Source organism: Halobacteriovoraceae bacterium (assembly GCA_020635115.1).
In the GTDB taxonomy this organism is placed as follows: Bacteria; Bdellovibrionota; Bacteriovoracia; order Bacteriovoracales; family Bacteriovoracaceae; genus JACKAK01.
This window is the reverse complement of sequence record JACKAK010000009.1, coordinates 167,426-188,004: the sequence shown is the minus strand read 5'-3', so window position 1 is coordinate 188,004 and position 20,579 is coordinate 167,426. Positions and strand designations below refer to the sequence as shown.

Genomic DNA, 20,579 nt, shown 5'->3' with positions numbered 1-20,579 from the left:
CTTACTAATTCGAATTAACAGTTTGAACAAGTTCTAGATTTTAGATTGAGATAATGTCCTGTAAGTAAAGCAATACTTCCACAGATAGAAAAAGAGGACTCCAATAACTCTCCTATTTGAGTGTGTCCTAAAAATTCAGGAATAATTACTCCCAAAGTTACAAATAAAAGTCCAATGAGACCGATTGAAAGTATTTTGAAGTCATGGTGTTTTCTGAATTGTGAAATAAAAGCAAAGAGCCCTACTGGCAGTACAAAAGTAAGCATAATGATATGGAACAAACCATGCTCAACGTATCCCTCAAGCCAAGGTGCTGCAATAAATATGAGAGGAGTTACCAGACAATGAATAGCACATACAGCAGACAATCCAATACCTATGCGATCCACCTTTTCGGTAGTAATCTCTACAGTATCTAGATCCGTTGTGTTCATGTTATTATCCCAGTATGTATGGAGATATTTAACTAATATAACATATTAATGCAAGTGAATTGCAAAAATTTACAATCGTGATTTCAGGTAGTTAGATGAGCAAATTAAAAGAATTAATTAAGCAACAGGGCCTTAGTTTTACAATTGCAAGAGAAAGGATACTCAAAGTACTTATGCTTGAACACGGCCCGTTTACGGCCGAAGAAATATTTCAAAGATTACCAAAGAAAACATGTGATCAAGCAACATTATTTAGAACTTTAAAACAATTTAGAGAAAAAGGACTCATTACGGCCACCTATTTAATTGATAAGATCACCAGATATGAGTTTCATGATCCTCACCATCATCATCACCATGTAAGTTGCCGTATATGTGGGAAAATTGAAACTATTCATAAATGTTCCCTGGAGGCGATTGAGAAAAATGTACTTGAGATGGGTTACATCAAGCTCACTCATAGTTTGGAGTTTGAAGGTATTTGCAAAAAATGTAGACCTAAATAATCATTTCGAACTATAGATATTTCAGTAAATCTATTTTTTTTAAATTCTAGCTTGAATTATTGCTTTGTGTAAGTATCCTTACAAAATTAGGAGAGAACATGAGATTAATTGTTTCAGGCTTAATTTGTTATTTTGCCTTTTGTTTAAACTTATTTGGAAATGAATTTGACAGAGAACATGAACGGAAAAAAATGCTTCTTATGATCAATACAAATCAAGTTTCACAAATAAGAGTTGCTGATAATAAACGTCTGAATCCACAAAAAAGAAAATTTGTCGAATTCTATACTCAACAATTTTTACCTTTTATTGCACAAATGAATCTAGTCGAAGAGAATGCTGGATTTTTTCATGTGGCTCTTGATAGAGCACTTTATAATGACCTAGATGAAAAAGAACTCTGGCAAAATAAAAAATTAACTTTAGAAAAAAAATATAATGAACTAAGCTCTTCAAATCAATATAAAGATTTACTTAGAAAAGGATATAAACTATCTCAAGGTCTTATTGGGCCTATTGTAAAACAAGTTATTGATCTATATGAATGGGATAAAATCTACGGCACGACTTCTAATGATCTTGCTATTATTAACGAACTAACATCACTAGCTGAAAAAATAAATGACATTGCAAATATGTCTCCAGTGAAAAAAGAAATAGGAAGTACATTAAAGTTAATCACTGAAGTAGAAAGAAAATTTAGAGATAATGAAATTTCTCTTGATACTGCCTTGAGAGAAGTCGAACTTTTAGATAGCTCTTCCTATAATGCCTATGGAAATTACATTTTAGAAAAGGCCAGAATCTTTTTAGATAGACAGGCCATTTTACGAACTGAACTTGCCCAAAGAAAAGGTTTCCCAAATTGGGCAGCTTATCAAATTGCTAAAAATGAAAGATATTATGCTGAAGGATATAAAACCATTGAAGATCGAATTATTTTTTTAAAAAAATTCTTGCAAGAAACTAAACCTGCTTTTTTAGAAACTATTAGAGTAATAGCAAAAGAGAACAAATTAAAAAGAGATCAACTTGCAAAATTGACTTTTGAATTTCTATTACCTAACTCTGAAATTCAAATGCAAGATTTTTTTCCAAAGTCTAAAGTTTTGGAGCGCTGGAAAGATTCGATGATTAAATCTGGCTTTAAGTCTGATGTGTTAGACAATATTATTATTGACAGTTTTCCAAGAGAAAACAAATTTGGTCATGCATATATGGCCGCGATAAAAACTTCCAAACCTAAAATAACAACTGTAGACTCAAAAACATTAAGTATTAAAGACCCTTATTACAATTGGAATAACTGGTCTCGTCCGGCCATCTACGTCGTTCAAAACATCAGAAATGATGGTAGACAAGGACATAGAACAGTTTGGCACGAAGGAGGTCATGGACTTGACTATAGTTCAAGGAGAAGTGTCTATGGCGAAAAACAGGACTCTGCTTATGCAGAAACACATTCTATGATGATGGAAAAGGAATTGCTTGATCATGATTTTTTAATTAACACAATGAGTAATGAACAGGGAGAATTTCCGAGTACAAGTCTTATAAAAGACTATATTAATGATTTTAAGATTAGAACATTTTGGATGGATAGATATCAGTACCTCAATGCTCTTTACGATATTGAAATTTGGAATTATCCGTATACAGAAGGGGGAATGAGTTACACTGATAGAAGTGATCAAATCCTTCAAGAATATACGTCTAAATTTTTTTATGATTTCCCAAGAAAAACATCAAAGTATTCTATTAGTGCACAAAAATTTATTACAAATCATTTCTATGGAGGAGAAGTTCGATATATTGGGTATCTTTACGCTGAAGTGGCCGCGGTCATGAGTAATGAGAGACTTCTTGATTTACTCGAAGAAAAAACAGGAAGAAGAACATGGTATGATCAACCTCAAATTGCCGATATTTTGATTTATGGAATTTACAGAAAAGGTCATATCGAAAAATTCCCCCATGCAATTGAAAATTTTACGCTTTCCCCCTATTCGACCGACCTAAAATTAAAACTAGATCTTGAAGTTATAGAGAGCTTTATTCAGAGTAAAAAAGCACAAACTCTAAAATGTGAAGAGCTAATGCAGGTTCTCAAAAAAAAATAGTCTACATTTTTTTACCTCCTAGGCCTTAGAGTTCTCTTGAGATAGAATAGTATTCTATCAATTAGGGAGAATAGGATGTTATCTTCAAAACAGTTAGAAGAATTTGACGAAATAGGGTATTTATTAATTAAGCAAGTATTTTTGCCTTCTGAAATCACCGAGATGTCACAAGCATTTGATCGAATTTATTCTAATTCAAAAAAACTTAATCCCACAATTGAATATCAAGAATTTAATGGAACACAATTTGTATTTGAAAATGGACATCTTCATAGGGCCGTATGGGTCGGTGCTAACGAAAATATTTTACTTAAATATTCGCAAGATAAGAGAATATTAAATATAGTTGGCCAAATACTTGAATCAAATGAATTTAACCAACTAGTTAACCAGGCACATTTTAAGATACCTGGAGACAATATTGAATTCGAATGGCATCAAGATTCACAACATCGAGGTTATGGGACTAAGGATTGGGAGGATATTAATGGTAAAGGAAGTTATCTTCAAACTGCGATTGCCATAGATCCTATGACTAAAAAAAATGGGCCACTAGAGTTTATTCCAGGAGTCCATAAAAATGGACATGTCTATTTAGACAAAGTCGCAAACCCTTTTGATTTTTTTGATAAAGACAAATCAGTTACAATAGAAATGGATCCTGGCGATCTGGCCATTTTTGGCCCATATAGTATTCATTCGAGTAGACCAAATTATTCAGATCAAACGCGTAGGATTTTTATCAATGGATACGCCTATCCTGGTGCAAATAAAAGAAAGTATCCAGGAAATGGTTCGGGAAGAAAGCTTTTTGTATAACGTGTAAAAATTTATTTGAGATCAATTATTTTTTAAGTATTGTTTCAGATTTGAAAGTTAAGAAGTTTCTGTTTAAATTTACATTTTTATCAATTAAGTTATTTATTTTCGATATAATCTTTAGTTCTATCCAACGCTTTTAAACTTTCTTTTTTTATATCACGTTTTCCTTGTTCAAATAATTCTTTGGCCGTACTAGAAAACGAATCATCAACAAATGGAGAAATATTACGAATGTATCTTCTAGCATCATTCCAATGGGCAACTGTAATCATGCCAAGAAAAAATGCTAAAGTTAGGTGAATAATTTTCTTTATTTTACCCATTTAATTTATCTCTTTTTTAAAAGCAATTTACGCTTTTCTAATCTTTGCTGTCTCATTTTTTGCATTTTATTTTTTATATTTTTTCTACGATTTTTCATCTTTGCTGCAATATGGTTACGATAGTTTTCGAAACTCTTTTTAACTCTATTAAAAAATTTTTGAGAATGTGAAAGTTCCCCGTTTTGTGGATCTGTTTTCCAGTTAACATCTTCATGCCAATCAAAGCTTTGAGATTGAATAATCTCTTTTTTTTCATTTAGCATTGTCCCTTTTCCTTGCTCTAAAACAACAACATTATCTTCTATGGCCTTAGAAGCGACATTGACTGTTCCATTTTTTACACTAGCTGCAAAATCTCCATTGCTCTCATTGATCACAAAGAAACGAGTACCACGTATTCCAAGAGACACATTTGCTGTTTCTAATTTTAGAGATGAAGGTTGTTTTTTATCTTTATTAAAAAAATCAACAACAACATTTCCCACACCAATGGCCAGAGAAATTTTGTTATCTTCTTTTGATTTTTTTTGCTGGAGAAGGATTTGAGTATTTTCTGTAATTTTCATTTTGGATTTCATGCCTTCACCGAATGAAATAATCAAAATTGAACTTTCTTTCGATTTGACAATATCCTGATTAAATAAGATATCCCCTTTTTGGAGATTCTTTACTCCATCAGGTCTATCAACGATTGCCTCACCCTTTATATAGAAAACATTTCCAAATATATTTTCATTTGAATACAAATTTGAATTTATAAAAATAAATAGTAGTAATACTTTTACCAAAACAACTTCCTATCGTTTTATGTTTAAGTCTTTCTATTATTGCTTAGGTCAGAGTTTTTCGCAAAAAAAATATGACATACACAAATCAGTGCTTCAATTAAAATACTAAAGAATATAAATTAAGTACTTCTGACTATTTATTTTGCAGGAGCATCTTTGTCTCCCCATTAAAGAATATTTGAACTTTGTCTTCAGATACGATACTTTCGACAAATCCCTTACCAAATTTTGGGTGTTCAACAAAGTCACCCAATTCATAAGATTTCTTGATTGAATAACTTAGCGGAGTAATACCTGCAGCAATTAATTCACTCAAGTAATTCTTTTTTTGAGTCTTATTTTTAAGATCTCTAACTTTTGACATAGCTCTTCCAATTGTTTTGCTTGGTGCGTTTCAGAAATAGTCTTGAGTTCTACCCAAATTAATCTCCAAAATGCTTATTACCTATATTATAACACACTTATGATTAAATGTTTAGTGTTGGTAAGTTATATATAATTATTACTAGATGCATATATATAGCTAACTATCTAATATTTCATTGTTCAAGTGATAAGTAGTCATTGATTGCCGGCCTTGCGGTATTTTCAAATCTGTTATAATTACAATATGAAAAAATTTATTTTATTTATATTCCTGTTTGGTTATAGATCTTTTGGAGCAACACTCAATACTGAACTGCAAAAAATGAGAATTTTGCATTATTCACACGATCTAAGTGAGAGCATTATAAATAAATGCAAAAAGGAAACTGCTTCTTCTCTATGTTTTTATCAGATAGAAAAAAATGAATTATCTGGCCTTATTTTAAATAAATATTTTAATAACCAAAATGCAGATCGCGAAAAAATAATAAAAGTTTTAAATAATATTTTTAATGTTGAGCTTTCCAAAGAAAATTTTAGTACGTGTCTAAAAGCAATTGAAATAAAAAAAGTTCCTCCAACCAAATTAAACAATACTCAGATGCTTACAGATGCATTTTCTAAAAAAAGGATTTTTAATATAAGTGAGTATAATTACTTATTAAATTATTATATTAAAGAACATAATGACAAAATATCGATACTCATTCAAAAACTCTATGAGTCTGAACAATTAAATAATTTCTCAACTGAAGTATCTAAAAATATGAATAAGGAAATTAAGAAAAAAATAGCTTCTTTAAAACTTAGTGGAATTTAACTGTCCACATGCTGCTAAAATATCATGTCCCTTTGTTGCTCGAATCATTGTTCTAAGACCATGAGAGACCAAGTATTCTTTGAATTTAAACACTTGTTCCATTGCAGGTCTCTTAAAGTCACAACCAGGATATTCATTAAATGGAATAAGATTCATTAGGCATGGGATCCCTTTCGTAAACTCAGCTATGGCCTTGGCATCCTCGCGACTCATATTGAAATTATCAATTAGGAGATATTCGAAAATAATAAATTGTTGCGTACGCAATTTTATTTTACTAATTGTTTGTTTGAGTTCATTTAATGGATATGAAGAATTGATTGGAATCAATCTAGTTCTTTTTGAATCAATTGCACTATGTAGTGAAATGGCCAGATTGACTCCATAAAGTTCATCAAATCGATTTAAATTTGGAAGGTATCCTGAAGTTGAAATGGTAATTTGTCTAGGTCCAAGATCAACCTTTAGTGGATCCACTAATACTGATATGGCCTTTTTAATATTTTCAAAATTATGTAGAGGTTCTCCCTGCCCCATAAAAACGATTCTCGGTTTTTTAATATAAGAAGTATTTTGTTCCCTAATAACATTTCTTAAAATTAAATACTGAGCTATAATTTCACCTGCAGTAAGATTTCTTTTTAATCCCTGAGTTCCTGTGTAACAAAAGCTACATTTCATAGCACAACCGACTTGCGTCGATAAACAGACATTGAAATTATTATAAAAAGGTAATATCACCGCCTCAGCAATTGAGTTTTTATCATATTCAATGAGGACTTTTATTGTTCCATCAGCAGATTTTGTCTTATAGATAATATTTGGAATTTTAAGTTCATAATAAGTACTCAAGTCTAAAAACTGTTTTGAATTAAGTAGTGAGTCTTCAAATGAAAATTTTAAATTTTTAAAAATAGACTTGTTTAGACTCTTCAAATGAATTTCTTTAAGCGACAAACAGTTTTTTAAAATTTGAGAATTTGGTCCTTCAAAGTAGCATTTTTTCATCAGGATGATTTATGTGGATAAAAATAAAAAGGCAAGTATTTTTACCATACCATAGCAAAACGTAGATATGGCCCGTGACTTACGTGTAACTCAATGTCTGGGTTGACGGTATAGTTCATATCATTATCACCCAATTCCATGGCCGATCCATGCATTCTGGCCATATAACCTAGCTGTAAACCCCAGGTATATTTTTCTTTTTTAGCTGCATATATATACGCGAGTCTTGCCTCACTCATTGTCCCAACTGATGCCTCTTTATCAAATTTTGGATTATTACCAGTTAGAGAAAGTATTTTAGAATTATTAACCTCTAGTGGTTCAACTTGCATGAATCCAATAATCACCGATGTACTAAAATTAATAGAATTGTTTTTACTGCTATTTGGATATTGCATAACATATCTTAATTGATCGTATTCCATAAAATAACCAATTAATTTATAGTTTGTTTTCTGGGTAAAAAAAGTTATTTCGTTTGTTTTACTTGTCCCCCATTCAATTTTGGCCTCAGAGGGCATATTCCACTCAACATATGCTCCACCTGTTTTGAATTCTTTACCGCTGTAAATAACATATTTTTTATAATCAAATTCAAATGTGCCGGTATTTTGATAACTCAAACGATCGTAGGTTAAAAATTTGCCTTTAATATCACCTTGTTCGATGATGAAGCCCCAGTTGCCAAGCCCAATGTTGGCAGCAATTTTTTGTGCCTTATTTTCACTGTCACCTAAATCAAGTGCTAGTCCCACGGCCCAATTGTCCGCAGAGCGAACAGTAAAGTCAGCTGTTTTATAAATAGATGATTCTATTTCTACCCCTTCTCCACCTGACAAAGTAGTCCAACTATTTTGTCTAAGCGCAAGGGAAGCATAAAAGTCTAAATTTATTTTGCTTTTTTCTTCTTCCTTTTTTGGGCCAACAGTTTGATCTTCAGAATGTGCGATATCTATAATTGTTATAAATAATAAAATCAGTATAAAATTTTTCATCGAAAAGTCCTTTTGAAAACTCTTCGATGAAAAATTAATTAACATTAATATAGTAAAATTATGGGGAAAATTTTTCTCTATATGGAGTGGCCAGTTAATTTCAAAAGACTTGCCACTTAGATATACTAAGGTAAAAAAGACCAACCAAATCTATTTTTAATTAACATATACTTTTCAAGTAACCATTTTCCTGTATGTGAAATAACATTGGGAATCATTATTTCAAACTGACGCGGTTTAAAAAGATGGTTGGTGATAATTAAAACTTCTTTTCCACCAGCGTCCATAATACAAATTCCAGGAATTTTTCCAAATGAAAGACTTTTTACTTTCCCCTTATTTGTAATTTTTTGATAGATATTGTTTGCAACAATTTTACCTTGAACATCTGTTGGGAAACCAGTTTTTGGGACTCCAAAAGGTGTAGTCATATGATCAAAAGGTGCTTTAACTTGTACAGACAGACCTGCAGCATAAATATTGTCGTATTTCAGATGTTTATATGTATCATCACAAGGAACAAAGCCCTTTTCATCGCCAACTCCAGGTGAGTCGAGAATGACATTCGCACCTAAGAAAGGAGGCATCAACATCGACATTTTATATGGTAAAACTTCACCAGAATTTAAAGTAATTTTATCCTCTTCAATAGATTTGATAGAAGCATCTGTATACCACTTAATATTATACATTTTCATGAATAATTTAAGCATCCACTCTCCACCAAAAACTCCGCCGATTCCAAAATGACCTAAAAATGGTTCAGGTGTAATCCAAGTGAGATCAACTTTATTTCTCACTCCATGTCTTCTTAGTTCTTTTTCCATGTTGAACAAATACTCATATGCGGCCCCCATGCAACTAGCTCCTTGAGTAGCGCCTACGACAACCGGCCCTGGGTCCTTTACCAGTTTTTGAAACTCTTCATAAGACTTTTGAGCTTGAGGTGGAGTTACTATACATTGAGTGAAATATTTATCCCGATCAAGTCCATTAACCGAATCAAAATTCAATGAGACTCCTGTTGCAATAACAAGATAGTCGTAATTCACTTCTCCAGATTTTTCTGTTACTATAACATTTCTTTCTGCTTCAATTTTAACTGCTTTATCATGAATAAAATCAATTCCTTTTTTGTTCATCAAATCTTTTATATTAAATGTAATATTTTCAACTTTTCTCCTACCAAATGGAACCCAAATCAGTGAAGGAACATATAAAAAATTAGTCGTTGGAGATACAACAACAATTTGATAAAGATCCTTTGATTTTCTGGCCAGTTCAAGTGCTGCTGTTGAACCAGCAAAATTACTTCCTAAAATAACAATCTTTTTCATGACTTACTCTTTTGTTAAAATTATTAAAAGAATTATAACGTATGCATTAATTTTTTTGTTATTTATTTACTCTTGATTTTCAGTAGAACATAAATTCAAAATTTATACTTTGATAAAGATCAAGAATTTAACTTTTAATTAAGGATATAACTTTATGAATATTCAAACTCATCAATGAATATAAAGAAATTGCTATATGAAATTAAAAACTCTTAATATCTGAATGATATATTCAAGTTAATACATCATTTATGTAATTTTATCCAGTAGTTAACATTCCACATGCAATGCCTGTTACTGTCTCTCTAATAAGTTTAGCATCCTTTCGCCTTAAGGCCTCTATCTGAATCAAATTCAAAGGATGAATCATTGAAGATCTGAAGTTTATACTTTCTTGTAACCATCTCCTAAACCATAAAAATTCATTTTCTTTTGTTATATCAAAAAAGAACTCTACGGTTTTCTTAAATTCTGAAATTATTAACTTAGAATATATTTCCTTTAATTCATCCGATAGATCTGAACTCTCCACATAAACTTTCCAAACACCTAGATCGACTTTGGCCAGCGTAAAACCAAGTAGTTTTACAAAAGAATAAAATACCCGACTATCAGCGTAGACATTTTTCATCTGTTTCTTTTTCTCAGGATTGAGATTTTCCCATGTTGAGCCAATTCCCCACCATGTAGGTAAAAGTAATCGACACTGTGTCCAGCAAAGAATCCACGGGATCGCCCTTAATTGAAGTTTATTTCTCGCGTCTCCCCCCCTTTTTGATGGGCGTGAACCGATTTTAAGAAGATGTAAATACTCATAAGGAGTTGTTTCTTGGACAAACTGATAGAAATCTTCTCTTTGTATAAGATTTCTATATTGAACCTGAATATCTGCTGCAAATTCTTCAAGAAGTTTCCTTTTACTTGCTTCTATCATGCTATTTTCTGCAAACTGATGGCCATTAAGAATATAATCAATTTGACGCTTAAATATTTTGGCATTTGCAAAGTTTCTTGCAACCATTTCACCTTGTACGGTCACTTTAAAAATATTCACAGCTGAAGGTGGCCACCATGAGATTTGTTCCTTTAAAGATCCTCCACCTCTTGCAACACTGCCCCCTGAACCATGAAAATATACCGGTGTGAGTCCCTTTTTCTTAAAAAACTTTTCAAGATTATTGAGTGAAGAATTAATTAGAATTCTAGAGGGAAGAACACCATTTTCTTTAGAAGAGTCTGAGTAACCTAACATCACCTCAAATCTCCCTCCCCACAATTTTAAATGTCTAGAAGCGAGTGTTTTATTTTTATTAAAAACTTGATCTAGAATAGAAACTGAATTTTTTAGGGCCTTTTCATTTTCAAAAAGAGGAACGACAGGTAAAACGTGCTCACCGAAAATCTTTTTAACTAATTTAATACCATTTTCAATGTCGATTGAATCTTCAACCATGCTAAGAACTAGACCTCTTGCATACCATTTAGGATTAAACCCCTCTGAAATTTCATAAATTGTTTCTAACATCTTATTGATGGCATTTTCATTTTTGAGAGAATCTTTCACGATTTCACTATCTTCTCTTAGCTCTAATGTTAAGACCAGTGCTGGAAAATGCCATAAGAGGACTTGTAAATTGCGAATTCGTGGGTTTTCTTCACCAACCTGTTTTTTATAATCCTTGTCCAATAGTGAGAGCATTTCACGCAATTCTAATATTTTCCTACCATCAGCATGTGCAACTGTTTTTATCTGCCCTAGTAACTTATTTATATCGCTTACATTTTTTTTATATCTGTTTCCAAACAACTCAAAATAGCCACATGCTTTTTCCCACTCTGTCGTAAAATACTTAAGTAAATATTTTCGAGAAAGATTTAAACTTTTTAGCAACTGAATGTTGTCTACACCAGGGTGTCCATCCTTATCACCCCCAACCCATGTCCTTAAATAAACTGGAATATTTGCTTTTCCAAGCTCAACAATTTCGTGGATGATATCTCCCCGCAAAGCGTATGAGAAAATATTTTCGGCCTCGTCAAACACTTGTGGTTTTTCAGAACGAGATAGACTCATTTTCAAAGTCAATCTAATGAGATGTCTGATTTTCTTCTCTGTTCCAATTTTAGGATTTAAAAGAAAATCAGTTAGATAATTTTCAATCTGATCAAATAGCCGCAACATCTCTTGTCCTCTGGCCTCAGTTGGGTGGGCCGTAAGTACAAAAATTATAGCGTATGGAATTTTTTTAAATTCCTGATCTTTCTTATGGGATAACCTATAAGTTCTGTAGGCATTCTCACAACGATTGATTAATTCTAACATGAGCGAAAAAGCATGAGATATTTTTTCAAGTTCCTGACTATCCATTTTAGAAAACTGATTTGAAACTTTCATCAAAGAACGATAAACACTCTGATAATCTTCGCCTCTTAAAGATTTCATCTTGAGACGAATATTCTCGATTTCTTTAAAAATATGTTGTCCGTACTCAGCTGAAATTGTATCTCCTAATATTTCAACACTCCAACTGATTAATTCTTTTAACTCTTTTGGTAATCTTCTCATAAAACATCCTTCATTTTAGATCATGGAAATAGTATCCTTTTCAAAACAAGAGGAAAACTATGAATTTAAACGCCAATCAACTCATAAAAGAGCTAAAAAATCATGCAAATGAACAATATGCTAAGACGATGCAACGTTTTTTTAAAACAGGCCCTGGAGAATATGGGGAAAATGATCAATTTATCGGAGTTCGAAATCCTCAAATACGAACTATTTGTAAGTTGTTTAACAATCTATCTTATGCTGAATTGCAAAAATGCATTTCCCACCCTATCCATGAAATAAGATTTGCTTGCTTGGTTATTTTAAGCACAAATGCTCAGAAATTTCAAAAACAGGGATTAATTGATGAACTCAATCATAATGCCAAGTTCTATATTAAGAATAAAAAATATATCAATAATTGGGATTTAGTAGATATTTCGGCCTACAAAGTCTTAGGCCCTGTATATTTAGAAACATCAAAAGCTGACCTTCTCAAGTGGGCACATTCAAACGATCTATGGACAAGAAGAATATCAATTATTACAACATTATACTTCATCAAAAAAAAGCATTATGAAACAACATTAGAAATTTCAAAAATTCTACTCAGTGACAAACATGATCTCATTCATAAAGCAGTTGGCTGGATGTTAAGAGAGGTTGGTAAAGAAAATATAGCGATAGAAGAGGCATTTTTAAAAGGCCATTACCATAATATGCCTAGAACAATGCTTAGATATGCAATTGAAAAATTCCCTGAAAAAAAGCGTCTTTTGTATCTCAAAAGTAAAATTTAGTGGGGGCAAATTGATTATCTTGGTAAAACAGAAAAAAAATATTGCACAATGCAATATTTCTGTATAATAAGGTTAACTTTATTGAGGAGTATATATGATGAATCCATGGCATGACGTTAAACTTGGCCAACAGTTTCCTGAGTTGTTTCCGGCCATAATCGAAGTTCCTAAAGGTGCCAAAAACAAATATGAATTGGACAAAGAAACTGGCCTGATTAAAGTGGACCGAGTTCTTTTCAGTTCTGTTCATTATCCGGCCAATTATGGTTTTATTCCTAGAACTTACTGTGAAGATCATGATCCTCTCGATATTCTTGTACTCGGCCAAGAGCCAGTTTTCCCACTCACAATCATGATGGCCAGACCAATTGGACTTATGAAAATGATTGATGAAGGAGAGGCCGACGACAAAATTATTGCAATACACGCAAATGATCCTGAATATTCACATTATAATTCAATTCATGATCTCCCTCCTCACAGACTTAGTGAAGTTCAAAAGTTTTTTGAAGAATATAAAGCTCTTGAAAACAAAAAAGTTGTGGTCGAAGAGTTTTTAGATAGAGACGATGCCTTGAAAGTTCTAGAAGAGGCCAGAGAGCTTTATCTCTCAACTTTTTCCTAAATTGAGAATTTTTTCAATTAATTTAGAATAGGAAATTTTTTTAGCATTAGCACTTTGTGCGAAATCATCAAGCCTGGCAATATTAGGATTTGGGTTTGCCTCAATTATATATATTTCCCCATCAACGGATACTCTCAGATCTATTCTTGCATAACCGTTGATTTCAAGTGCCTTGTAAGCACGTTTGCAAGTTTTAATAATTTTTTTTTCTAGCTCACTTGGAAGCTCCGCTTTTTGTGTTTTTATGCCTTTTTTGGAACGATATTTTTCACTCCATTTTGCTTTTTCGGTATAGAATTCTTTTTCAGGTGTCTCGCTTTTTGAAAAATGGAGTTCCCATATTGGTAAAACTTCTAATTTTTGATTTCCTAAAATACCAACAAAATATTCTCGTCCCTCAACAAACTCTTCAACGATTGCATCTTGATTCAGATTTTCATGAATGTATTCAATTCTCTCTCGTAGTTTTTGTTCATTATTGACTATGGAATCTTTAGTAAGGCCATATGAAGCCTCTTCGTGAAGACATTTTACTATCAAAGGGTACTTAAGTTTTTTTTCTATTTTCGTTCTTCTTTTTTTTAAAAAGACTTGAAAATGCGGAGTTTGTAATCTGTGGAAGCTTAGTACTTTTTTTGCAAGAGCTTTGTCTCTTGAGAGCATTAACCCACGTGGATTGCAACCGGTATAGTCAATTCGTTTTAGCTCTAAATAACTGACCACATTTTGGTCAAATAGGACCTCTCCATCAAATTCTTCAAGTAGATTAAAAACAATATTTGGTTGAAATTCAAAGATCTCACGTCTTAAAACATCCAAATTGGAATCTAAACCGACAACTCTGACGACATGGCCAGAGTTCTTTAATTCTTGAATGACATCAAACTCGGTAACCCAAGGTTTGAATTCAATATCACTAGGATTTGCCACCTCTTCCGGTGGAATAAGATCTGAGTGAACTAAAACGATAACTCTCACATATATATCCTAAAATCTCCCCTTAATTTCTTTTTAAGGGTGTAGTTTTGCACAAACTTGCTTACTACTTTAATTTTAGGTGTTTGTGTGTCTCTTTTCAAACCAAGTCGATTTTGCTTAGAAATAACAATCAATTCCTGAATGGTTTTATCAACTTCATAAGATTTAAGTTCTTCACAGCTTAGAATATTTGATTTTAGTATTACCTTATTTTTATTTAGAAAATTGGCCAGAGAAGATTCATTACAATTTGTTGAAATTTTTTTTAATTCAAATGGTATTCTTCTTTTCTTTGAAATTTTTAGTCTTCTTCTCTTCTGGTTGAAGTATTCTCTTAATGTTCTATCATCATTTGTAAAATGGTCTACCTTTTTCTTACAAAAAACTTTTTGTTTTAATTTTGGAATTTCACGCATGATTTTATCGATATAGAGTAATTTAGTCATGCATTCCATATTCTGATATTTAGATTTCCAGTTAGAATCAGGATCTAACCACACGGCGAATGTTTCGGCCCAATCTTCATCGGGGTGGGACTGAGCATAGCCATCACCTAAGTAAGTAACATATTTTTGTGAATAAAATTTTGGGATATAGCTAGCAGGATAACGTTTATCAGAATCGCCAAAAAGATTTTGTCTTTCTTCAAAAGTTCTCAATTTAAAAGCATTATCGATTGCATGTCCCAACTCATGTCGAATTATTCTCAAACATTCTCTTTTGGTACTCCCTTCGGCCTTACCAATTTCTTGCTTTTCTATTTTGATTAACTCAGGTGTCAAAAGATAGAAAGGAATGCCGATACCTACAACTCCATCAGGGCAGAACCAGTCATCGCTTATCCAAAATGAAACATCTAACTCTAAATTATGAGTTTTTAATTCTGCCTTAACGATCTCAATGCACTCACCTACCCAAGAATCGTACAAAGACAGTGTCAAATCACTAATTTTTGTGTCCATATCCATGAAAAATGCCCCTCTGATTTAATGGATATTTCTACAAGATTGATACCAATTTTTGGCCTAAAAAATAAGGAAAAAGGGCACAAATTGATTAAAAGTTGTTCAGATGATGTTCGTATTGACATACCGAGCTGGGTCTTATCGATTTTTTTGTTTTTTTAACGAAGATGAAAAGTTAATAATAAAACCTATGATCTCAATGCTTTCAAATACAGATGAAACCGCTGAATGAAACCTACCCAAAACTACTCACGTAATTCTGGTGTTCATTTCCTAGTTCATCGATGCTGGTTTTATCTTTAGATAGTTTCCAAAGATCAATTGCCGTCATCTCCTTAGGCGTAAATTCCGAGGCAGCTCCCCGTATTCTATGATTAACAAAACTTTCTAAGTTAATTGCCGCGTTTAAATCTCTGTCAATATCCAATCCACAGTGGGAACACTTATACTGACCATAAACCCAAAATTTAGTCCATTCTCAGAGTGAGTCTCACTGTGTTAAAAACTAAACAAGGAGACAATAAAATGAAAGGCAAAAAATTTTCAGAAGAAGTGATTTTCAAAATTTTGAAGGAATATGAATCGGGAATACCAGCAAAAGAACTTGGACGCAAATATGGAATGGCCGAGCAAACAGTTCATAAGTGGAAGAAAAAATTTCACGGGATGCAGGTATCTGATGCTAAAAAACTAAGAAGTCTTGAAGAGGAAAATCGACGTTTAAAACGACTCGTTGCTGATTTAAGTTTAGATAACCAAATGCTCAAGGAAGTTGCCAAGGGAAACTTTTAAGGCCCAAACAAAAGAAAAATGCAGCTAAAATGCTCATTGATAAGTTTGGGGTCAGTGAGCGGCTTTCGTGCCAAGTTTTAGATATTAACAGATCAAGCTATCGATATGAATTAACTTTGATTAAGAATGACCAAATTGTTATTAATCGAATGCAACAAATTGTTCATAAACATCGAAGGTATGGATATCCACGAGTTCATGTGATTCTAAACCGAGAAGGAATAGTTCAAAATCGCAAGAGAACCCAAAGAATTTATTTTGAGCAGGGATTTTCTTTAAAATTGAAACGAAAAAAGAAAAAACAATTTTTTCCACGGATAGTAAAACCTTCGGCATCTAAAGGGGGCGAAGTTTGGTCTATGGATTTTGTTTCAGACTCACTTGCAAATTCAAGAAAGATTAGAATATTGACAGTTATAGATCATTTCACAAGGTATTCTCCAGGTTTTTATATTGATCATTCAATCTCAGGAATAATTGTAACCAAAGAACTTGATCGAATGATCAATCAACATGGAAAACCAAAAAGAATTCAAGTAGACAATGGGCCTGAATTTACATCTAAGGCCATGTTGGAGTGGAGTTACAGGAATAATATTGAAATAGATTTTACTCGTCCAGGAAAACCAACTGATAATGCTTATATTGAAAGTTTTAATGGTAGTTTTCGAGATGAATGTCTGAATCAAAATTGGTTTTCGACTTTGGCTGAAGCTCGAGTTGTAATTGAAAGCTGGAGAAAAGAATACAATGAAGAGAGAATACACAGTTCATTAAAATATTTAACACCTAAAGAATTTGTCAAAAAGGAACGAGAAGATGTACAACACAGACTCAGTGCAACTCATCTTTAGACTGGACTAGTCAATGGTTTAAGGTCACAACCCTCTTGTTTCCATCTATAAAAGGATGATTCGAGATAATGTGAAACATATAGGCCGATGCCATTGAAAAAATATCTTGATGTAAAAAGTTTCCGTCAAAGGTTGTTTCTGGTTGTGCAAGAGCTGCTAGAAGTAAACCTTTGTCTCTAACTCCAAGACTACCACCATATAACTCAATTTGGTTTTCATGTATTTCTAAAACTTCGAAGATAGTTAAAAATGCGACATCATCCATTTTTAGGCCATATTCTTGAGCGCACGACCGTATTTCTTATTTGTTTTTTCAAGTGCTTTTTGGAACTGCTTTAAACGTTTCTCATCTTTTACAGGAGATATTGTAAGTGATTCTCCGTTAGTTGAAATTTCAAGTGGTGTCCCCTCAGAGATATTGAGAAGATCTAAGATAGGCCTATCAATTATGAGGGCCATACTATTTCCATGCTTGGTTAGGTTTTTTATCATTGTGTCCTCCTATTTTTAGGGTTTACATTGTTATTACATTATATATCCATATGTATGTCGGATCAAGGTCAAAAAACTTTAAAATGCCATGTCATTACAGCTAATTCGCTACATTTACCTACAAATTTAATCTCATTTCCTTGTCTCTTGGCGTTTAGGCAGTTAATGCGTTTTTCCTCTTCATCTACTGGATCAACCTTGTTCCAGGCCTCAAAAAGCTTTTTGTTTTTGTTAGAAATAATCTTCACTCCGTATTTGTCCTCCATATAGAACATGATACGGGCAATATCGCCTTTGATTTCATTCCTAGGTTCTATTTTTTTGTCTGAAATCTCATAATGGGGTCCTACCCACTTTTTGAAAACATCAAAGGATTTGAGATGGTAAACTATTGTTAATTTTACGATTGTTTCTCTTCAAACCGTTCTCAATGCACAAAGAAGGCCATCATAAAATTCAATTTGTAGCATGGACATTCTATTGCTTAAAAGCGAATTTTAAAATGCAAGGATGCATTAATGCAAATTCTCGTTGATAAAGTACCTGACAAAAAAATCTAACCTAAATAATTTATTTAAAGACGTTTTTTAATTTCATCAAATCTATTTGAAGATACCTTCTTACCTTTTAAAGGGTATTGATTAGACATCTGCTTCATTTGCGTGACCCTATCCTCCCCTGGAGGATGAGTACTCAAAGCATCTGCAAAAGAAGCTAATAATTTGTTGTTTCCCTTGGAGTGTTTTTTTTCCATTTCATAGAGCTTTGTGTAAAAACCACCCACATAGTCTTTGTGATAACCTGCATTCCAGGCCGTTTTAAAACCAATTCGATCAGCTTCCATTTCATCTTCACGAGAATTGGCCATAAAACCAAATTTTTGAATGAGTAGACCTCCACCCGCTCCGGCCAAAGCTCCATATTTGGCCGCTCTGGCCAAACACTCTCGATCTTGTTTATTGCAAATCAGTTTTCCAAGTCCAAAACCCGCCGCTCCTCCAAGAATTGCTCCACCAAGTCCATAAAGAATTGAATTCTTAGTTTCACTTTTGGATTTTTCAATCCTCTCAGCAGTATGTCTTGCTTGTACATGGCCAATTTCATGGCCTATCACTCCAGCAAGCTCTGCCTCTGTGCTGGCCATTTTTATAAGTGGGGCCGTCACAAACACTGTTCCAGCAGGAAGAGCAAATGCATTAACTTGATTTGTTTGAACAACAGTAAAATTATACGTATAAGGATTATTATTAAGTCCACTGGAAGCTACTATTTTTTGTCCAATAGAATTGATGTAACGTTGAACTTCTTGATCGTTATGTGCAGGATATTCTTGACTCATTTTGGGTAAATATTCCTGAGTCATTTTTCTTTCATCATCATAAGTCATTTCTGTCTTTTGTCCGGTGTTATCACCTTCTCTGAGACGATGTTTTGAAGAACTAGAACAAGCAGCTATTAGCATAGGCATGGCCATCAAAAAAGCTCGCCTACCATGAGTGGTTTTCATCAGAATTCTTAATTCTTTTTCAAGAAGAATTTCTGGATCATTCATTGCAAAACTCCTCATATAATTAAGAAATATCTACAATTTCAAAAGTCTCTTATTAAATTTACCAAGAGACTTTTGAACCAATCAAATTCTAGTTTTATAGATTTGGCAGGAAACCAAAACATAGCATGGCAATGATCGTTGGTAATATAGCGGCCTTTAACAAACCAAGAGGAGTTATTCCACTTTCTCCAAAAGAACCTTTTAAGATCCCAAAACCTGCAGGGTTTGGAGCGTTAGCGATTACAGTTAAACCTCCACCACAAACAGCACCAGCAACAAGAAAATATTTTTTAGCATCAGATGCAATACCCGCAACCCTTCCAAGGTAAGTAAGAAGGGCATTATCAGTAATAGCAGTAAGTGCTGTCGTTCCTAAAAAGAGAGGTACAGTTGAGAGTGATTCAATCAGTGGTTGTATCCACCATTTTTGCATCCCACCAAGTGTCACCAAGCCTGAAAGAAAGAAACCAACAAGTAGAGATTCTTTTAATTTAATGGGATCCTGATATTCTTGAGTGACTTGAGTAAACCCAAGGAAAAAGAGAAATAATCCAAGAAAAAACTTCGGATGGTGGGCAGTCATAACAACTAAACCAAGAAACACCAAATGGATTAAAATGATCCACCAAGAAGGAACCATATAATTTTCATGTTTTTGCTTAACTTCTAAATTACCTCTAAGCTCATCTTTGAAATAAAATGCGACAATAAGGGTCCCCATAATAACAGCAAAGGCCGCTTTGTAACCAAAAAAGGCCAGCATATGCATTGTTCCCCATTTCCATGCGCCTGCAACCATCAGAACTGGAGGTGCTGCAAAGTGAGTCAGAGTTCCACCGATTGACACGTTCACAAAGAGTAAACCCAAAGTCGCATATTTAAATTTTTGTGAAATATCTGAAGAATAAAAGTAATCAAGTAAAATGAGGGCCGTAACTGTCATCGCAGCAGGTTCTGTAATGAAAGAGCCAAGTAATGGACCTAATACAAGGGTAGATACATAAAAGGCCATTTTGCTTGGTAGAGGTATTAATTTTGAAAATAACATAATACACTTTTCTGCAGTGATAATAATTGGTCTAGTTCCTGCTACACACATAATGACAAAAACAAAAGCTGGTTCAGTAAAGTCAGTTGAGTCTAAATAATGAAGGGCCCCTCCAATCACGTGATGATGTTCGGTATCCCATACTGCAAATCCTTCCAAAATCGAATAACCCAAAAGAAAGATTGAGGACCAAAGTCCGAAAACAACTTCAACTTCTCCAAGAAAGTGAAAAAGATTTTCTCCCATTGAACCTACAGGATAATGGTGCGCCATGTTTTCAAATTTCTTTGCGACGAATGTGTGAATGAGAGCGAGAGCGAAAATTACAGTCGCCAAGATTTGGATCGTAGTAGGCGCCACTGCTGCTGTTTTTACAACAGCTGCTGCTGTTTCTGAATGCATTGAT

Annotated in this window: 23 protein-coding genes and 1 pseudogene; 8 read left to right on the top strand and 16 right to left on the bottom strand. The window is 33.2% G+C overall.

What is annotated here, in order from left to right; genetic code table 11:
• Positions 1-14 precede the first annotated feature (14 nt).
• Positions 15-434 carry a MerC domain-containing protein gene (locus tag H6622_15130; GenBank protein ID MCB9062853.1) on the bottom strand — a complete coding sequence of 140 codons (420 nt, stop codon included), beginning with the start codon at positions 432-434 and terminating at the stop codon, positions 15-17.
• A gap of 95 nt (positions 435-529) precedes the next feature.
• Between H6622_15130 and H6622_15125 the strand changes: the two genes are divergently transcribed.
• From H6622_15125 to H6622_15115, 3 genes are all read left to right on the top strand, one after another.
• Positions 530-940 carry a transcriptional repressor gene (locus H6622_15125; protein ID MCB9062852.1) on the top strand — a complete coding sequence of 137 codons (411 nt, stop codon included), beginning with the start codon at positions 530-532 and terminating at the stop codon, positions 938-940.
• Between the two features lie 98 nt (positions 941-1,038).
• A complete protein-coding gene (locus tag H6622_15120) occupies positions 1,039-3,060 on the top strand; it encodes a hypothetical protein (GenBank protein ID MCB9062851.1) in 2,022 nt (673 codons plus the stop codon).
• 75 nt (positions 3,061-3,135) lie between these two features.
• Positions 3,136-3,879 (top strand): phytanoyl-CoA dioxygenase family protein, encoded by a 744-nt coding sequence (locus tag H6622_15115; protein MCB9062850.1) that lies wholly within the window; start codon positions 3,136-3,138, stop codon positions 3,877-3,879.
• Positions 3,880-3,977: 98 nt separating this feature from the next.
• On the opposite strand, the gene H6622_15110 is transcribed toward H6622_15115, so the two are convergent.
• The 3 genes from H6622_15110 to H6622_15100 all read right to left on the bottom strand — a co-directional run bounded on the left by H6622_15110 (position 3,978) and on the right by H6622_15100 (position 5,357).
• Positions 3,978-4,205 (bottom strand): hypothetical protein, encoded by a 228-nt coding sequence (locus H6622_15110; GenBank protein MCB9062849.1) that lies wholly within the window; start codon positions 4,203-4,205, stop codon positions 3,978-3,980.
• A 5-nt stretch (positions 4,206-4,210) separates the two neighbouring features.
• Complete coding sequence (locus tag H6622_15105) at positions 4,211-4,993, bottom strand: FecR domain-containing protein (GenBank protein MCB9062848.1); 783 nt, start codon at positions 4,991-4,993, stop codon at positions 4,211-4,213.
• A 133-nt stretch (positions 4,994-5,126) separates the two neighbouring features.
• Positions 5,127-5,357 (bottom strand): hypothetical protein, encoded by a 231-nt coding sequence (locus H6622_15100; GenBank protein ID MCB9062847.1) that lies wholly within the window; start codon positions 5,355-5,357, stop codon positions 5,127-5,129.
• 246 nt (positions 5,358-5,603) lie between these two features.
• On the opposite strand from H6622_15100, the gene H6622_15095 reads away from it, so the two are divergent.
• Positions 5,604-6,179 carry a hypothetical protein gene (locus tag H6622_15095; protein ID MCB9062846.1) on the top strand — a complete coding sequence of 192 codons (576 nt, stop codon included), beginning with the start codon at positions 5,604-5,606 and terminating at the stop codon, positions 6,177-6,179.
• Here the strand turns inward: H6622_15095 and rlmN are convergent.
• From rlmN to H6622_15075, 4 genes are all read right to left on the bottom strand, one after another.
• A complete protein-coding gene (gene rlmN, locus H6622_15090) occupies positions 6,159-7,115 on the bottom strand; it encodes a 23S rRNA (adenine(2503)-C(2))-methyltransferase RlmN (GenBank protein ID MCB9062845.1) in 957 nt (318 codons plus the stop codon). The two genes, H6622_15095 and rlmN, sit on opposite strands and share 21 nt — an antisense overlap.
• Positions 7,116-7,228: 113 nt before the next feature.
• The gene (locus tag H6622_15085) at positions 7,229-8,182 is read right to left on the bottom strand and encodes a hypothetical protein (GenBank protein MCB9062844.1); all 954 of its coding nucleotides are present in this window, start codon (positions 8,180-8,182) and stop codon (positions 7,229-7,231) included.
• 125 nt (positions 8,183-8,307) lie between these two features.
• Positions 8,308-9,519, bottom strand: a complete 1,212-nt coding sequence (locus tag H6622_15080; protein MCB9062843.1) for an NAD(P)/FAD-dependent oxidoreductase — start codon at positions 9,517-9,519, stop codon at positions 8,308-8,310.
• A 259-nt stretch (positions 9,520-9,778) separates the two neighbouring features.
• Positions 9,779-12,085: a phosphoenolpyruvate carboxylase gene (locus H6622_15075; protein ID MCB9062842.1), complete on the bottom strand. Its 2,307-nt coding sequence runs from the start codon at positions 12,083-12,085 to the stop codon at positions 9,779-9,781.
• A gap of 59 nt (positions 12,086-12,144) precedes the next feature.
• Here H6622_15075 and H6622_15070 point away from each other — a divergent pair, with 59 nt between their 5' ends.
• Together H6622_15070 and H6622_15065 are read left to right on the top strand one after the other, a co-directional pair.
• Positions 12,145-12,867: a DNA alkylation repair protein gene (locus tag H6622_15070; GenBank protein ID MCB9062841.1), complete on the top strand. Its 723-nt coding sequence runs from the start codon at positions 12,145-12,147 to the stop codon at positions 12,865-12,867.
• 97 nt (positions 12,868-12,964) lie between these two features.
• A complete protein-coding gene (locus H6622_15065) occupies positions 12,965-13,492 on the top strand; it encodes an inorganic diphosphatase (GenBank protein MCB9062840.1) in 528 nt (175 codons plus the stop codon).
• On the opposite strand, the gene H6622_15060 is transcribed toward H6622_15065, so the two are convergent.
• The 3 genes and pseudogenes from H6622_15060 to H6622_15050 all read right to left on the bottom strand — a co-directional run bounded on the left by H6622_15060 (position 13,478) and on the right by H6622_15050 (position 15,886).
• On the bottom strand, positions 13,478-14,470 hold the full coding sequence (locus H6622_15060; GenBank protein MCB9062839.1) for an ATP-grasp domain-containing protein: 993 nt from the start codon (positions 14,468-14,470) through the stop codon (positions 13,478-13,480). The genes H6622_15065 and H6622_15060 overlap by 15 nt on opposite strands.
• The gene (locus tag H6622_15055; GenBank protein ID MCB9062838.1) at positions 14,467-15,438 is read right to left on the bottom strand and encodes a putative zinc-binding metallopeptidase; all 972 of its coding nucleotides are present in this window, start codon (positions 15,436-15,438) and stop codon (positions 14,467-14,469) included. Before H6622_15055 ends, H6622_15060 begins: the two co-directional genes overlap by 4 nt.
• Positions 15,439-15,670: 232 nt before the next feature.
• Positions 15,671-15,886, bottom strand: a pseudogene (locus H6622_15050) (hypothetical protein).
• A gap of 74 nt (positions 15,887-15,960) precedes the next feature.
• On the opposite strand from H6622_15050, the gene H6622_15045 reads away from it, so the two are divergent.
• Both H6622_15045 and H6622_15040 read left to right on the top strand, forming a co-directional pair.
• Positions 15,961-16,227 carry a transposase gene (locus H6622_15045; protein ID MCB9062837.1) on the top strand — a complete coding sequence of 89 codons (267 nt, stop codon included), beginning with the start codon at positions 15,961-15,963 and terminating at the stop codon, positions 16,225-16,227.
• A 29-nt stretch (positions 16,228-16,256) separates the two neighbouring features.
• A complete protein-coding gene (locus H6622_15040) occupies positions 16,257-17,081 on the top strand; it encodes an IS3 family transposase (protein MCB9062836.1) in 825 nt (274 codons plus the stop codon).
• A gap of 10 nt (positions 17,082-17,091) precedes the next feature.
• On the opposite strand, the gene H6622_15035 is transcribed toward H6622_15040, so the two are convergent.
• From H6622_15035 to H6622_15015, 5 genes are all read right to left on the bottom strand, one after another.
• A complete protein-coding gene (locus tag H6622_15035; GenBank protein MCB9062835.1) occupies positions 17,092-17,346 on the bottom strand; it encodes a Fic family protein in 255 nt (84 codons plus the stop codon).
• A 2-nt stretch (positions 17,347-17,348) separates the two neighbouring features.
• Complete coding sequence (locus tag H6622_15030) at positions 17,349-17,573, bottom strand: AbrB/MazE/SpoVT family DNA-binding domain-containing protein (GenBank protein ID MCB9062834.1); 225 nt, start codon at positions 17,571-17,573, stop codon at positions 17,349-17,351.
• A gap of 68 nt (positions 17,574-17,641) precedes the next feature.
• The gene (locus tag H6622_15025; GenBank protein ID MCB9062833.1) at positions 17,642-17,980 is read right to left on the bottom strand and encodes an endonuclease; all 339 of its coding nucleotides are present in this window, start codon (positions 17,978-17,980) and stop codon (positions 17,642-17,644) included.
• A gap of 167 nt (positions 17,981-18,147) precedes the next feature.
• Positions 18,148-19,125 (bottom strand): M48 family metalloprotease, encoded by a 978-nt coding sequence (locus H6622_15020; GenBank protein MCB9062832.1) that lies wholly within the window; start codon positions 19,123-19,125, stop codon positions 18,148-18,150.
• 94 nt (positions 19,126-19,219) lie between these two features.
• Complete coding sequence (locus tag H6622_15015; protein MCB9062831.1) at positions 19,220-20,533, bottom strand: putative Na+/H+ antiporter; 1,314 nt, start codon at positions 20,531-20,533, stop codon at positions 19,220-19,222.
• Positions 20,534-20,579: the final 46 nt, after the last annotated feature.